Genomic DNA, 14,947 nt, shown 5'->3' on the forward strand with positions numbered 1-14,947 from the left:
GCTGATGTACCCCACGCCACACGCCTGACCAACGTCGAAAACGCGTAAGGGCTCCGCATGAGAAGCGGCAGCAACCGGGCCAAAAAACAGGACCGCCCCCGGTGGGCGCGACCCGCCCCGCTTTTGTTTGTGGCTTGTCCGCGGGGGGGGAGAATTTGCCCCCGGCTGACCCCCGTGAGAGTTCCGGGGGCCCCGCCGATACGCCTGCCGGAGATGTTGCAGTGAATGCAGCACGCAGGCAGGCGATAACATCGTGCAAACCCGCTGGAAACGGATGTTCCGGAGCAAGACGGTAATCGGGAACCAGCACGGGCATCCTGGTCTCATTGGCAAGAACGCGGGCACATCGTTCATGCGTCTCGGGGCTGCAAAAGGCAAAGCCGCCACCATGAACGAACATGACAGCTCCAGCACCCGCCCCGTGCGGCACCAGAACACGCAGGTGGCAGGCCGAGGAACCAAGCTCTGCGTCAGCGGCAATGACGACTTCCGTTGCCCCGGCAAGCGGCGGCAGATCGACGTTGTTCCGCTCATTCGCGCGTTCGGATTGCGCCCTGCCCTCGGTGGGCGTCAGCAATGTAGGATCGGATTGCGGTCCCAACGCGCGTTCCGCGCGAAGCAGAGCTTCACGCATATCCGCCGAAAGCTCATCGCTGAAACCGGGCGCGACGCTCATTGATCCGCGTCCGGGAGTACGGTCGGCCCGAAGTCGACGATTGTCACGATATGGTGACGCAACGTCTGCGTTGCAGCAGAAACATCGCCCTGCTCGATGGCCTCTATTATGACGCGATGGCGCAACGCTGTGGCCATAAGATCGCGCGAACCGATACTTCTCGATATCTTGAACCGGTGATTGTGAACGAGGCAGCGATGAAGGATCGGATCGAGCGCTGGAAGATCGGCATCACGAAAGATTCTTCGATGAAAATCCCGATCAAATGCCGCCAGTTGCAACTCGTCATCGACCTTCGCCGCGTCAACCATATCGTTTGCGATTTCGTTCAGGTCGGAGATCAGCGTGCGGCTCTTGTGGCGCAGAACCCGGATGATGCCGTTGCACTCGATCTGCTGCCTCACCCGGAACATCTCGACCGCTTCATCGACGGTGCAGGCTGACACCAGCGTACCGCGGTGCCCCTGACGCCGCACGAGCCCCTCTTCCTGCAATTGCAACAGCGCTTCCCGAACCTTGCCCTGGCTGCACTGGAAGCGGGCTGCAAGGTCGAGTTCCGTTAGTGGCTCTCCGGCACGCAATTCACCAAGCATGATATCGCGCTTAAGCGAGTCGAACACGGCGGATGCTTTGGAGACGGCCGGATTGCGCGACGGACGGATTGGCCGCGAAGCGATGGGGTCGGACACTGCTGGCTCTCCTGTCAAGTTGCGGACTGCACAAATTATCATTATTGATATTGATATCGATAATGGAAGTCAATAACGTATTGGCGGAGGAGGAACAACACATGACAGCGATCAGTCTGAAGCAGATCAAAAAGCTCTATGGCACGGTTCCCGTGATCCACGGTGTCGACATTGACATTGCGAGCGGCGAATTTCTGGTTCTGGTTGGTCCATCCGGTTGCGGAAAATCCACCCTGCTGCGCATGATCGCCGGATTGGAGGAAATCAGTTCAGGCGAATTGAAGATTGGTGACACGACGGTTAACACCCTGCCGCCATCGGATCGTGACATAGCCATGGTCTTTCAGGATTACGCGCTCTACCCGCATATGAGCGTTGAGGAGAACATGGCATTTGGACTGAAGATGCGCAGTGAACCTGCCACCGAAATTGACAAGCGCGTCGCAGGCGCCGCAGACATCCTCAAACTCCAGGATTATCTCGAACGGCGTCCAGCACAACTTTCGGGCGGACAGCGCCAGCGTGTCGCCATGGGGCGCGCCATCGTCCGCCGGCCAAAGGCCTTCCTGTTTGACGAGCCGCTATCGAACCTTGACGCGGCGCTGCGCGTCGAGATGCGGCTGGAGATCGCCAAGCTGCATCGCCGGATGCAGGCGACGACCGTCTATGTCACGCACGATCAGGTCGAAGCGATGACATTGGCGGATCGGATCGTGGTGATGAACGCCGGTCATATTGAGCAGATCGGCCAGCCGCTTGACCTTTATCGCAAACCGGCAAGCCTGTTCGTTGCACGCTTCATCGGCAGCCCGACGATGAATACCTTCCCTGCCCAGGTCATCGAATCCGGTGGTAACCGCCTGGCCGTGCAGTTGCCGGCAGGCAAGGCCTCGGTCGAAATCTTGAACAGTTCAGATGAAACAGCAAAAATGGTTACCTTCGGCATCCGTCCGGAAGATCTTGCGATCTGCAACGCCGCGGAAGCATGGTTCAGCGGCGAACTGGTGGTGGTCGAACGGCTTGGGAGTCAGACCTTCGGTTACCTCGATGCCGGAACGGAGAAATTGATCACCGTCGAATTTCCAAGAACCGCGGACATTCGCGTCGGCGAGCGGATCTCCGTCAAGGGTGATGGTTCCCACATCCATCTGTTCGATATCGACAGAGGAAAGCGGATCAATTGACAGCCGGGCGACCCACCCAGAACGCAGTTGCCAGAAACGCCGACGGCCCCGCGCGCCGTTCATGTTCCGCTTCAGCGCGGCAATTTCTTCAGCATTCGGCACACGATCCGATCCAGGCTTAAGTGCGCTTAACGGGGGATGAGGTTCGGGCCAACAACATGGCCCTTGAACCCTGCCTGGGAATCAGCAAAGAATCATAGCCGCACTGTATTGAACAGCCCCGTTTCTGCGGCCTGTATTCATATAATCAAATGGTTTGGAAAACACTGTGAGCAGCAACGCATTCAAGCGGGCGGCGAGTCATTCGGATTCGTTGGCGCACGCAAATGCAGCGGGGTGGGGTCAAGGCTTCTCCACCCTTGTCCGAATTACCCATATGACGCTTCGCCATCCCTGGCAGACGACATTTGCCATCGGAGCCACTGTGATTGCGGCCAGTCTCCAACTGATGATCCCCAAGCTCCTGGGGCGTGCCATCGACGAGACCCAAACGGCCATGGCTGGAGGAACCGCTGGCACGATTGCGCAGGATGCCCTGCTCGTGACCGCTTTCGTCCTTTTGGCAGTCAGCATTCTGCGCGGCATCTTCACCATGATCCAGAATTACTATGGAGAGGCCGTGGGCCACCATATGGGTTACGAGTTGCGCCTGGCCTGCTATGAGAAAATCCAGCGGCTCAGCTTCAGTTTTCATGACAGCGTTCACTCAGGCGATCTCATCACGGTCGGCATGCTCGATCTCGAGGGGGTGCGCATGTATTTCTCCACGGCGCTGATACGCACAGTTCTCCTGTCCATTCTGATCGGCATCGGCGCCTATATGCTCTTGTCGACGGATTTCACTTTGGGGCTTGTTGCGTTGAGCTTTGTACCCTTCGTCGCATGGCGCTCGTCGGTTACACAGTTGCGCTTGCGGGCGACATGGCTCGATCTGCAAGAGCGTTTGTCGGTGCTCACAAGGGTCATGGAGGAAAATCTCGGCGGCATTCGCGTGGTGCGCGCATTTGCAGCAAAGGATCATGAGCTGGCAAAGTTTGACAAGGCTTCGCAAACCGCACTCGATCTTGCCCACGAACGTGTCGGCATCCGCGTCAGAAACACCAGCGCCATGACGCTTTCCTTCTTTGCGGCCATGGGCCTCGTGCTGTGGGTTGGTGGCAACAAGGTCGTTGTAGGTGAAATCACCGTGGGAACACTGACATCGTTCCTGACATTCATGACGATCCTGCAAATGCCCGTGCGCCAGCTTGGCCTGATGGTCAACTCCTATGCCCGTGCCTCCACATGCGGAACACGCATCTTTGCCCTTCTCGACCTTGATGTCGCGATCAAGGACCCCGTAAATGCCAGGGAGCTTGCCATATCGGATGGGCTGTTGCGTTTTGAAGATGTTGGCTTCTCCTATCCACAGCTCAGCAACCGGCCGGTGTTGCAGCATCTGAGTTTCGAAGCCCGGCGCGGTGAAACCGTTGGCATTGTCGGCAAGCCAGGCAGCGGAAAGAGCACGTTGGCGCACCTCATTCCACGCTTTTATGATGCGACCAGCGGCAGGATCACTATCGACGGGCAGGATATTAGGAGCGTGACGCTGGAATCGCTGCGCCGCGCGGTCGCGGTCATTCAGCAGGATGCATTTCTGTTTACGACGACAATCGAAAACAACATCGCCTATGGCGATCCATGGGCGGAAGAGCCGAGAATCGAACGGGCGAGCGAGTCCGCGCAGCTGCATAATTACGTCCTCGGCCTGCCCATGGGCTATGGCACAATCGTCGGTGAACGCGGCGTTTCATTGTCAGGCGGACAGCGGCAGCGCCTTTCGATCGCGCGCACCCTCATGCTCAAGCCGGCGGTCATGGTGTTCGACGATTCAACGGCCGCGATCGATGCCGGTACGGAACAGCGCATCCGCATCGCCATGCGCCGCTACGCCAAGGACCGGGTGACAATCGTTGTGGCGCACCGCCTGAGTTCATTGATGCATGCCGATCAGATTCTGTTCATCGAGGATGGCCAGATCGTCGAACGCGGGACCCATGAAAGCCTGCTCGCGGCAGGCGGCCGCTACAAGGCACTTTACGATTTGCAGGTTCGCCCCGGTGACGGTCTCGCCGCGATGGAAAAAACGGAGATGGGATCGTGAGCGACGAGAATGAGACGGAGCGCAACGACGTTCGCGACGATGGACGCCGACCGCCCCGCGCCGTTGTGGGATCGCACCGGATCGAAGAGGAAATGTTCGGCAAGGTTTTCGATGGCAACATAGCCAGGCGGATCTGGACGTTCGTGGCACCTTACAAGATGCAGATGCTCATTGCCGTTGGTGCAGTGCTGACCTTTACAGCCACGCAATTGATGATCCCGCTCATCATTCGCTACGCAATCGACCATGGTATTGCGCCAGGCGGCAATCACGCCGCACTTGTCTATGCGATCGTTGCATTTGCTCTGGCGATACTTGTCAATTTCGTTGCCAGCTATATCCAGGAAACCGTAGTCGGACGTGTCGCGGAAGACGTCCTGTTTGACATTCGCCGGGCGATGTTCTCGCATCTCCAGCGCGTTTCCCTTTCCTTCATGGACAAGACGGAGGTTGGACGGCTGATGTCGCGGCTGCAGGGCGACGTGAACTCAATGCAGGAGTTTCTCGAAACCTCTGTTCTGTCGGTTGGCGATATCACCCTGCTCTTCGGCATTGTCTTCGTCATGCTGTATCTGGATTTTCGCCTTGGTCTTTTGACCCTTGCCGTGCTTCCCATTTTGTTCGTCGTGCGCATTTTCTGGCTGCCCCGCGCCCGGATCGCTTTCATGGCGGCACATGAAACCAATTCAGTCACCAACGGTGCTCTGGCTGAAACCATCCACGGCGTGCGCGCCGTTCAAAGCATGGGACGCCAGAGGGTCAATTTCATGCTCTACAATGACAAAGCCCATGCCAATCTGATGACGCATCTCAGAGCAGCAAAGTACGCTCAGGTCATGGTGCCAATCGTGGATTCACTCACCGGCGTTGCCATGGCACTCGTCATCGTCGTCGGCGGCGCGCGCGTGCTCAATCAGGCGCTTGACGTGGGTGTCATGGTCGCGTTCCTGTTTTATATCCAGCGCTTCTTCGATCCGATCCGTTCACTGACCCTGCAATATTCGGTGATGCAGCGCGCTATGGCGTCTGGACAGCGGCTAACCGAAGTTCTGGATGTGCCGATCAGCATCACCGATGCTCCGGATGCGCGCGTTCTGACGCGGGACACCGATGGATCGGTCGAGTTCCGTAATGTCGTTTTCGGCTATAATCCGAAGCATCCCGTTCTGAAAAATGTCAGCTTCAAGGTCAACCCGGGCGAGACCGTGGCGCTCGTTGGCCCCACCGGTTCCGGCAAGTCGAGCGCGATGGCGCTCATTCACCGCTTCTATGATGTCCAGCAGGGACAGGTCCTCGTGGGTGGCCATGACGTACGGAATCTGACCCAGGATTCCCTCGGTCAGCAGATTGCGATGGTGCTGCAGGAGCCGTTTCTGTTCACCGGAACGGTTTTCGAAAACATCTGCTACCACAAGGACAGCGCATCACTCGACGATGTCATCAAGGCGGCAAAGGCCGTCGGCGCGCACGAGTTCATCATGAATCTTGCCGAGGGATACCAGACTGAACTGGGCGAGCGTGGTGGAAATCTTTCGCTTGGCCAGCGCCAGTTGATCAGCTTTGCCCGCGCACTGGTGGCCGATGCCAAAATCCTCGTTCTTGACGAGGCCACGGCAAATATCGACAGCTACACCGAGATGCTCATCCAGAAAGCCCTCGTAAAGCTGCTGGAGAACCGCACCGGGCTTGTGATCGCCCACCGCCTCGCCACCATTCGCGAAGCTGATCGCATCATCGTCCTGCAAAATGGACAGATGATCGAGATGGGAGACCATGATGCCCTTATGGAGAATGGCAAACTCTACGCGCAGCTCTACAATCTCAACTATTCATCCTTCGACGATATTCCGGCCGTCGAGCCCGAATGGGGCCAGGCCAAGGATTCCGGCACGTAGTGAATTCACCGCAGATGGCAGTGCCGGCAATACCTATTTCGCGGGCGCCCGTTTGCGGACAGTTCGAGCCTGCGGAACACGTTTGTCCGGTGACGGTTCCATGCGCGGCTTGCCGGTGAGCTTCCCCTCGACAAAGGTGAGATAAACGGAGCCGCTCCAACCGTCAGGAACGATCCTCGGCAGTGCCGACAGTTCCAGATGGAGCATCCCGGCAGCCGGGGCATCGAACAAGGCGGCGAGTTTCGAGCCGATAGGCGAACCGATGCCCGTACATGGGTCGGGACCAATGCGTGCCCGGTAATAGCCATTGTCACCCACAGTGATATCGTTGAAGCACATATGGTTCAGCCAGAGTTTGGGTGTGATAAAACCAAGTTTGCGGCCAAAAGCGGCAAACAGGCCTGCATAGAGAGGTGCCACCGCGCTGGTGCCGCCGACGACCATCGTCTGCCCGTGCACGCAAATCTCATAACCGGCGCGCGGATCGGCATGCGCCGCAACATCAGGCACCATCCGGCCCGGCCCGTGCGGCGCACCGGCCTCCCACGGTTGCGGCGCAAACAATGTCGAGAAGCCGCCGCCCGTCCCATTGCCGTCCGGATTGCCCGGATCTTCATTCCAGACCACTTCACCTGCAGCCGATTTGGAGGTTCCACCGCAGCCAATCACATTCGGGCAGGACGCAGGCATGTCGACATTGGCGGGACTGCTGCCACCATCACTTGAATTATTGTCGCCAGCCGCGGCGAAAACCACCATGCCCGCTGTTGTCGCCGCCTGAGCTGCGCTTTGCATCTGGGCAACCAGATCCTGGCCGGTGCCCTGTCCGGCCTTGACCCAAAGTGCCTCATCGGCACCCCAGGAAAGCGAGCAGACATCGCAGCCATCCGCTGCCGCCGCCCGCACCGCCGCTGCAATTCCACTGGGCTGAGGCGACGCCCAGTAAACCCGGATCGAGGCGGGCCGGCCGGTTGCCGCATAATAGGATGCGGCCGCGATTTGAATGTCGAGTGCAACCTCGACATCGGCATCACCAGACCGGCCATTGTTCCTATTGGGATTGTTCCCGGCACCGGCAACCGGCACATCAACGATCTGAGGCACAGGCTGCCCCAGCGCTGCAAAATACGCGTCCATGTCGCTCGCAACCCAGCCGCCACCGAGCTCAACAATGGCAATCACACCGCCACCGAGAAGGTTTTGCGGCCAGTCATAGGCCTTGCAAAGATCAGGAACGCTCCAACTTGCCGGTACCGCCTGGCCACGGCCGGTCCTCTGCGCCTCGACAGGATTTCGAAGCTTGAAATAAGGCCTGCAAATGGCAGACTGTTCGCTGCGCAGCGCCTGCGCAATGAACCGGGCCCTTGTGCTGTCGTAGAAAACACTGAGATCAGCTTTCAACGCGGTCCGGGACTCGCCATCAAGATAAATCATGTGCCCCGACGGATAGTTGCGAATAGTCAGATTAGCGCGCACCGACGGATTGGTGAGCGGCATATCCGCCAACGTCAGCGCGGTCTGGAAGAATGGCGTAACGGAATCATAATAGCCATTGGCTGAAAACACCTTGAGGCTGGGATTGAGCGCCATCACCGCCGCCAGATCGCCGGCCGTATAGAGAACCGGGTTGCCATTGGCATCCTTGCCACCTCTCTGCGCGCCCGTTGGATCGATGTGGCCGAAATCCCAATTTTGAAATGCCTGATCGTTGAGATCGGCGAAGGGTGACAGAGCCGTGAATTTCAACTCATCGTTCAGATAGGTATTCCACATGGCGGTATAGACGCCGCTCACGGCGGTCATCGTCGGATCATTGCCACCGGAATTAGGGTCAATCTGACCGGCAATTCCCGTATCGATGGCGGTCACCCTTCCATCATAGGCCCCAAGCGCCAGCCCCCGATCCTGCAGGAGGGTCGTCAGGAAGAGGAGATTGGCACCATTGTTCGCCTCGACATTCAAGCTCCAGGACGTGAGGACGACGGGCGAAATGCCGAGATAATCACTCAGAGTCTGCAATGTCGCCGCGTCAAACTTGGGAAAATCCGTCAAAGCCTTTGCATAAGGACCCTGTGCGAAGGCCTTCACCGTATCCATGAAGGCAGGCAGCGGCGGGCGCACCCCCACATTGGCTTTATTATGATACCAGGCGTCTGCCGCCAATGTCGGCAACAGTCCAACCGGATTGCCGGTTTGCGTATAATCGAGGATCGACGACTGCAGCGTCAGACCGTTGATATCGACACCGTCTTCATGCAGCATCCATGCCAATACACAGGTGCGGGGCGTGCCATAGGATTCACCAAAGAGGAATTTGGGTGAATTCCATCGATCAAAGGCGGTCAAATAACGCTTGATGAATTGGGCAATCGAGCGCGCATCCTGATCGACGCCCCAAAAATCCCGGTTCCGGTTCGGCGCAATTGCGCTTGAGTAGCCGGTGCCAACGGGATTGATGAACACCAGATCGCTGCGATCCAGCAGACTGTCCGGATTGTCTTCGATGGTGTAGGGAGCGGGCGGCGTAAAATCGGGCATATTGGTCTTGATACGGCGCGGCGCAAACGACCCGAGCAGCAGGAACACCGACGAGGACCCCGGCCCGCCATTGTAGAAAAAAGTGACCGGGCGCGTCGACGGATCGACGCCATCAGCGGCAAAACTGACGTAGAAGAACGCCGCTGCCGGCTGCGCACTGGATGGATTAACGGTAACCAGATGGCCGGCACGCGCTGTATAGGGAATTGTCTTGCCGCCAATCATTGCCACATGGCGGGTAATGGCTGCATTCTCCGCCGCGTTTGCGATGGAATCATCAGGCCCTGCGCCGTAAGGCGTGGTATCGAGAACGGGTTGGTCTGAGGGAGATTCTTTGACAGATGAAACCTCGGTCATGGATCACACTCCGATACTAGGTAACATTTTCTCTGCTGCTTTGATCCTAGACCTCAAGCTTTGCCCTGTAAATCAGATAGGCGCCGCTTGAAGGCGACGCCATCCTGATCCGGCACCAACCACCGCAGAGCGGATGGCACCGCGTGCCCTGGATTTGCGGGAGGGTGAGCGGCGCTTCTGCCAGCGCCCTGTAGAAACAGCCTAGATCAATCCCTCCAGCCGGACATAACTCGCTTCCATGCCGTGCTCCATGCCGCTTGCCAGCATCATGGACCGCGTTTCAGCGTCAGGCAACGTCATACGCATGGTCATCAGCGTACCGGATCCGTCCGGATCGAACCGCGTTTCCACATGGTTGTCCGGCGTCGTGTCTGGAAGATGCATCCGCTCAATATGAACAATGCGGCTGTAGGGCTCCAGTTCCAGATATTCGCCTGTCAGATAAAAGCCACTGCCGTCAGGGCCTTTCCATTCAAATCGGATCTTCCCGCCAGGGCGCGCCTCGTTGGTACAGACGGGCATCGTCCATCCGTCCGGCCCAAGCATCCATCTTTGAATCAGCGTTGGCTCTATGTGTGCACGGTAAACGGCTTGAGGCGGCGCATTGAAATGCCTCGTCACCACAACATGCAGATCGCCCTCGGTCTTGATCGTTAGTTTACTCATTTCAATTCCTCTCCATTCTCAACCACGTCCGCCAGGACTCCATCGAGCCTGTCGTAGTCCTGAGCCAGCGCATCCCTCAGCATTGCAAGCCATCGATCGACGGTTTCGATCCCGGCGCTCGATAACCGGCAGGGCCGCTTCGCGCCCTGGATACGCCGGACAATCAGCCCGGCATTTTCGAGCACCTTCAAGTGCCGAGAAATTGCTGGCTGGGTCATCGCGAAGGGCTCCGCCAACTGCATCACCGTCTCCTCGCCATGCGCCAGGCGCGCAAGAATTGCCCGGCGTGTGGGGTCGGCCAGCGCTAAAAATGCAGCATCGAGATTTGTCGCGTCAGTTGAAATACTCATAACATGCTTGTTATATAACATACTCGTTATAGTCAATAGGGAACACACGTCTTGACACCGGATTGGGCATGATGTCCCAGCCTGCGGTCAGACCGCCCATTCCAGATCAGTGGTGAATGCAATTGTCAGCCACCGGTCTGTACTTTCGTCGCCTATGGCTTCGCCGATCTCGTCCCGGATAGCATCCCATTCCTCAAGGCGCCTTGACGGCCACCCCATAGGGACAATGAAGTACAGCTCAATCTGCTTTCCGCGTCCGACCTTTGCCACATAAGCGCGGTAGGAAACGAAGCCATATCGCTCAACAAAATGTTGCGCGACGGTGTCGACGTGCAATTTCAGCGCCGGGGGCGTGATCAGAAAGATATCGGCCAGTGCCTGCCTGATCGTGCCGATGGGAAGTGGAATGATAACGACGCAGACAAGGGCAAGGACTGCAGGATCAATATAGGGGGTGATCCAGTCGAGCCGCGTTCCCTCTATTGCATAGCCAACGGAAAATGCCACCAATAGTGCAGCGGTAATGCCCCCGGACATAATCCAGGCCTTGGCGTCCAAAGCAACAAAGTCGGAATGCAGACGTTTATTCATTTTCATTTCAACGACTGCCATGACCGTGCAGGCAATGAGAGCAACGGCGGCATAGAAAATCGCGAAGCTGAACTCGAGATCGCGGCCGCCGCTCATCAGGCTGCCGATCGCATTGATCAATGCGTAAATCGCAACGCCCGATAGCATAATGCCGTTGAGGCCAAGCACCATGGGTTCAAGATGCCAAAAACCCATTGTGAACCGTTCCCGGAGTTTTCCGGTCGGAACAGCGGATAGTGCGATCAGCCGCGCAACCCCCAGAGCCAGCCCGCTCATCGCGGCATCGGCCAGCATGTAGACACCGTCAAATACGATGGAGAAAGACCCTGCCAGCAAGCCGAATATCACGCCAAAGCCCGCGACGCAGATTGTAACAGCTATGGATATGCGAAGAATGCCCTGTTCGCTGTTCAACGGTGGCCTCCGGTCATGAGTGTCGGAATGATATCCCGGCGAACCGTATCACCATCACAAGATGACCGACAGGGATTCCGGGCAGGCAACACACTTGCGGATAAACATTCTGGCATAAAACCCGTCCGCGCCCCGCGAGGCACCGAGCATCGGCCAATGCCCCGACGCCCCCAAATCTAATGCTCGCCCAACTTTTTCAAGTAGATGGAAAGAAGTTGGGTCTGGGACGATATGCCGAGCTTGCGGTAAACATTGCGCCGGTGAACCTTTACAGTGCCCATGGTGATCGAAAGCCGTAATCCGATAGATTCTGACGAGTGCCCTTGCAGCACAAGTTCGATGATCGCCGCCTCGCGATCCGTCAGGTTGAGATCACGCCACACTGTGTCAGCGGCATTTAACTTGTCCTTGCGACGCCCTTTCCTTTGCTTTGCAACGGCGGCGTCAAAGAGAAGGCCGATATCCTGATAATAGTGTTTCACCAGTCTTGCGATCAGTGGCTCAGCCTTGCGCAATAGCGAAAGATCTTGCGTTGCAAAGGGACCTGTTTCTTCGCGCCGCATCAGCGAGAGCACAATTGTAAGGTCCTGTGCGATGGGAACGAAGAAGCCAATTTCCTCGGCAAGTCCTGTCTGAACATAATAGGTGCGATAGTACTCGCTGGAAAAAAAGCGGTCTGGCGCAAGCTCGCGCATGCGCCAGACTCCGGACCTCGCCTCGCGGGTGTTGTGATAGAAGGGATCGAGGAGATAGGGCCCCATTTGATACAGATTGACGAAAATGACCTGCTCCGCCGGATCAAAAGTGCTGTAGAGATCAATGGGGCGTTCATTCCCGCGATAAGCAAACATCACCACGTGATCGAACTTGACCAGCGAACGCATCATCTGGCGAAAAAGATCGCCAAACTCATGCGATGGCATTGTCGATCTGCCTATCAACCGGCGAAACACATCGAATAGCGTTTCAATATCGACGCTCATCGTGCCGGCTCCTCATCTTTTCATAACTGCAATTGCATATACACCTTACATTGGCATTCGCCTGATGAAATACCTCTTTTGGGGTATATACCGCACAGTCACGGATTGGCTACCTTGCTGGTCATGACGGTGGCAAAGGCAGCGCAGACTGACCAATGTAACTTAAAGCCGCAGGGGACTAATGTGACATCTCATTCAGTGAACGACATCGAGTTTCGGTCGGTCAGCAAATCCTATGGCGCCGTGACCGCTGTCTCCGATATTAATCTCCAGGTCCCAAAGGGCGCATTTGTCGCTTTGCTCGGCCCTTCCGGTTGCGGCAAGACGACGTGCCTGCGTATGATTGGCGGTTTCGAACAGCCCACGACGGGCGACGTCCTGATCAACGGCAAACCCATGAACGGTGTCCCGGCCCACCAGCGGCCCGTGAACATGGTGTTTCAGCAATACGCACTCTTTCCGCACTTCAATGTCGAACAGAATGTCTCCTACGGGCTAAGGCAGGCCCGCCCGAAGATCAGTGCGCCCGAGATATCCCGCCGCGTCGGCGAGGCGCTGGAAATGGTGCGGCTTGGCGGGTTCGGCAAGCGCCGTATCCACGAAATGTCCGGTGGGCAGCAACAGCGCGTGGCCTTGGCGCGCGCATTGGTCAATAAGCCGTCCGTGCTGCTTCTGGACGAACCGCTTGCGGCACTCGACAAGAAATTGCGCACGGCCATGCAGATCGAACTGCAAACATTGCAGCGCGAACTGGGCATCACCTTCGTTCTGGTAACCCATGACCAGGAAGAGGCCCTCTCCATGAGCGACCTTGTCTGTGTGATGAATGCGGGACGCATCGTACAGCTTGCAGCCCCGCAGGAAGTCTATGACAAACCGCGGGATCTCTTTGTTGCCGACTTTGTCGGCAAGACCAATCGAATAGCTGCAACAGTCGAAGCAGATGGTGCCACGCTGCGCCTTGCAGATGGGAGTGCCCTATCGATAGGGGAAAGGAGCGCCCTGCCCCCCGGCGCGGTGACCCTGGCGCTGCGCCCTGAGGCCATCACCTTGCATCGACAAAACCAATCGATCTCGGGCAGGCTTTCGGGCGTTGTAACCCATCGCATCTTCCTTGGATCATCGGTTGAATACTCGGTTTCCGTCAACGGGCTTGGCAATTTCCTGATCACTGCCGATCGGCATGTTCTCTCGGAGAGCAGCCTGGTGGAGCCCAATGAAAGGGTTGTGCTGAGCTTCAACCCCGACGCTGCGCATATCTTTCCGGCCTGAACAATATCAAAAAAGGGAACATCTTCATGCCTAAACACTATAGAGAGAATGCCCCAATAACAGCTGCACAGTTCATGGATGAGTTGATGCGACTCAAACGCGGGTCCGTCTCCCGCCGGCACTTCCTGGGCGTTACCGGACTTGGTCTGGCCTCCGCAGTGCTGGCAGGCCAGACCGGCTTGCTCTCGTCTCCGGCCTTCGCCGAGGACCTTGGCAAGCAGATGTCGATCGCCACCTGGCCGAACTATCATGATCCTGCAACCTTTGAAGCTTTCACGGCGAAAACCGGCGTTGCGGTCGAAGTCAATGTTTTTGGTTCGAATGAGGAAATGCTGGCGAAATTGCAGGCCGGAGGCACCGGCTGGGACCTGTTTGTGCCAACCAACTACACCATCTCCACCTATGTAAAGCTTGGCCTGATCGATCCTCTCGATATGTCGAAGCTGACCAATTACAGCCCTGCCACAGAAACTGCGCGCTTCACCGCCGAGGGGACCATCAGCGGCACGACCTATGCGGTGCCAAAGAACTGGGGCACGACCGGAATTGCCCTCAACTCAAAGAAAATCAAAACACCCGTAGCGAGCTGGAAGGATTTCTTCGAGGTTGCACAAAATGAGGCCGACACGCGCACCATCGTGCATGACTATCAGCTCACGACAATCGGCAGTGCTCTGGTTTCGCTCGGTTACTCCTTCAACTCCGTCAAACCTGACGAACTCGCCAAGGCAGAAGCACTTCTGGTGAAGGTCAAACCGCACCTCTATGCCATCAACAGCGATTATCAGCCGGCCATGCGCGCAGGAGATGCATGGATGACCATGTGCTGGACCAATGATGGGGCGCAGCTCAACCGCGATGTACCGGAAATCAAGTTTGTTCTTGGCAAAGATGGCGGCGAGATCTGGTCGGACTTCTATGCCATCCCCAAAAGCGCCGCGAACAAACCGGCGGGTTACGCTCTGTTGAACTACCTCATGGATCCAGCCAACGCCGTCAAGGAGCATATCGCCAATGGCGCTCCGACAACTGACAGCCGCGTGCTTTCGCTTCTTCCGAAGGAAATTACCTCCAACACCATTGTCTATCCCCCGGATGGACAACTGACCCCACTGGAGTTCGGCGCGGCGGTCACGCTCACCGATCCCGCCCGTGCCGAGGTCATGGCGCGCTTCAAGTCAGCCTGACA

The 14,947-nt window shown here is 57.3% G+C and carries 12 protein-coding genes; 5 read left to right on the forward strand and 7 right to left on the reverse strand.

Translation table 11 applies throughout. The features are described 5' to 3' along the window. Together RDL77_RS12165 and RDL77_RS12170 are read right to left on the reverse strand one after the other, a co-directional pair. Positions 1-676, reverse strand: a 676-nt coding sequence (locus tag RDL77_RS12165; RefSeq protein WP_308526399.1) for an alpha/beta hydrolase fold domain-containing protein, incomplete at its 3' end; no start/stop codon positions are given. Further along, positions 673-1,365 (reverse strand): GntR family transcriptional regulator, encoded by a 693-nt coding sequence (locus RDL77_RS12170; RefSeq protein ID WP_288193002.1) that lies wholly within the window; start codon positions 1,363-1,365, stop codon positions 673-675. The genes RDL77_RS12165 and RDL77_RS12170, both read right to left, overlap by 4 nt. Positions 1,366-1,466: 101 nt before the next feature. On the opposite strand from RDL77_RS12170, the gene RDL77_RS12175 reads away from it, so the two are divergent. The 3 genes from RDL77_RS12175 to RDL77_RS12185 all read left to right on the forward strand — a co-directional run bounded on the left by RDL77_RS12175 (position 1,467) and on the right by RDL77_RS12185 (position 6,587). Continuing rightward, positions 1,467-2,549 (forward strand): ABC transporter ATP-binding protein, encoded by a 1,083-nt coding sequence (locus RDL77_RS12175; protein ID WP_288193004.1) that lies wholly within the window; start codon positions 1,467-1,469, stop codon positions 2,547-2,549. 268 nt (positions 2,550-2,817) lie between these two features. Continuing rightward, positions 2,818-4,692 carry an ABC transporter ATP-binding protein gene (locus RDL77_RS12180; protein WP_288193005.1) on the forward strand — a complete coding sequence of 625 codons (1,875 nt, stop codon included), beginning with the start codon at positions 2,818-2,820 and terminating at the stop codon, positions 4,690-4,692. After that, positions 4,689-6,587, forward strand: coding sequence for an ABC transporter ATP-binding protein (locus tag RDL77_RS12185; protein WP_288193006.1), 1,899 nt, complete (start codon positions 4,689-4,691; stop codon positions 6,585-6,587). The genes RDL77_RS12180 and RDL77_RS12185 overlap by 4 nt, the downstream gene beginning before the upstream one ends. Before the next feature lie 33 nt (positions 6,588-6,620). Here RDL77_RS12185 and RDL77_RS12190 read toward each other — a convergent pair whose 3' ends face one another. The 5 genes from RDL77_RS12190 to RDL77_RS12210 form a co-directional block, all read right to left on the reverse strand. Then, positions 6,621-9,482 carry a S8 family serine peptidase gene (locus RDL77_RS12190; RefSeq protein WP_288193007.1) on the reverse strand — a complete coding sequence of 954 codons (2,862 nt, stop codon included), beginning with the start codon at positions 9,480-9,482 and terminating at the stop codon, positions 6,621-6,623. Positions 9,483-9,683: 201 nt separating this feature from the next. Further along, positions 9,684-10,148 carry an SRPBCC domain-containing protein gene (locus RDL77_RS12195; protein WP_288193008.1) on the reverse strand — a complete coding sequence of 155 codons (465 nt, stop codon included), beginning with the start codon at positions 10,146-10,148 and terminating at the stop codon, positions 9,684-9,686. Continuing rightward, complete coding sequence (locus RDL77_RS12200; RefSeq protein ID WP_288193009.1) at positions 10,145-10,498, reverse strand: helix-turn-helix transcriptional regulator; 354 nt, start codon at positions 10,496-10,498, stop codon at positions 10,145-10,147. The genes RDL77_RS12195 and RDL77_RS12200 overlap by 4 nt, the downstream gene beginning before the upstream one ends. Positions 10,499-10,585: 87 nt before the next feature. Continuing rightward, positions 10,586-11,503: a cation diffusion facilitator family transporter gene (locus tag RDL77_RS12205; protein ID WP_223614410.1), complete on the reverse strand. Its 918-nt coding sequence runs from the start codon at positions 11,501-11,503 to the stop codon at positions 10,586-10,588. Positions 11,504-11,679: 176 nt separating this feature from the next. Further along, positions 11,680-12,486, reverse strand: a complete 807-nt coding sequence (locus tag RDL77_RS12210) for a helix-turn-helix transcriptional regulator (RefSeq protein ID WP_288193011.1) — start codon at positions 12,484-12,486, stop codon at positions 11,680-11,682. Positions 12,487-12,669: 183 nt separating this feature from the next. Between RDL77_RS12210 and RDL77_RS12215 the strand changes: the two genes are divergently transcribed. After that, on the forward strand, positions 12,670-13,758 hold the full coding sequence (locus tag RDL77_RS12215) for an ABC transporter ATP-binding protein (RefSeq protein ID WP_288193012.1): 1,089 nt from the start codon (positions 12,670-12,672) through the stop codon (positions 13,756-13,758). A gap of 26 nt (positions 13,759-13,784) precedes the next feature. Continuing rightward, complete coding sequence (locus tag RDL77_RS12220) at positions 13,785-14,945, forward strand: spermidine/putrescine ABC transporter substrate-binding protein (protein WP_223614414.1); 1,161 nt, start codon at positions 13,785-13,787, stop codon at positions 14,943-14,945. Positions 14,946-14,947 lie beyond the last annotated feature (2 nt).

Source organism: uncultured Phyllobacterium sp., assembly GCF_902479695.1.
Classification (GTDB): Bacteria; Pseudomonadota; Alphaproteobacteria; order Rhizobiales; family Rhizobiaceae; genus Phyllobacterium; species Phyllobacterium calauticae.

Coding starts and splice junctions, on each gene's coding strand:
- RDL77_RS12220 (WP_223614414.1), top strand. CDS start 13,785: ATGCCTAAACACTATAGAGAGAATGCCCCAATAACAGCTGCACAGTTC.
- RDL77_RS12190 (WP_288193007.1), bottom strand. CDS start 9,482: ATGACCGAGGTTTCATCTGTCAAAGAATCTCCCTCAGACCAACCCGTT.
- RDL77_RS12210 (WP_288193011.1), bottom strand. CDS start 12,486: ATGAGCGTCGATATTGAAACGCTATTCGATGTGTTTCGCCGGTTGATA.
- RDL77_RS12195 (WP_288193008.1), bottom strand. CDS start 10,148: ATGAGTAAACTAACGATCAAGACCGAGGGCGATCTGCATGTTGTGGTG.
- RDL77_RS12200 (WP_288193009.1), bottom strand. CDS start 10,498: ATGAGTATTTCAACTGACGCGACAAATCTCGATGCTGCATTTTTAGCG.
- RDL77_RS12175 (WP_288193004.1), top strand. CDS start 1,467: ATGACAGCGATCAGTCTGAAGCAGATCAAAAAGCTCTATGGCACGGTT.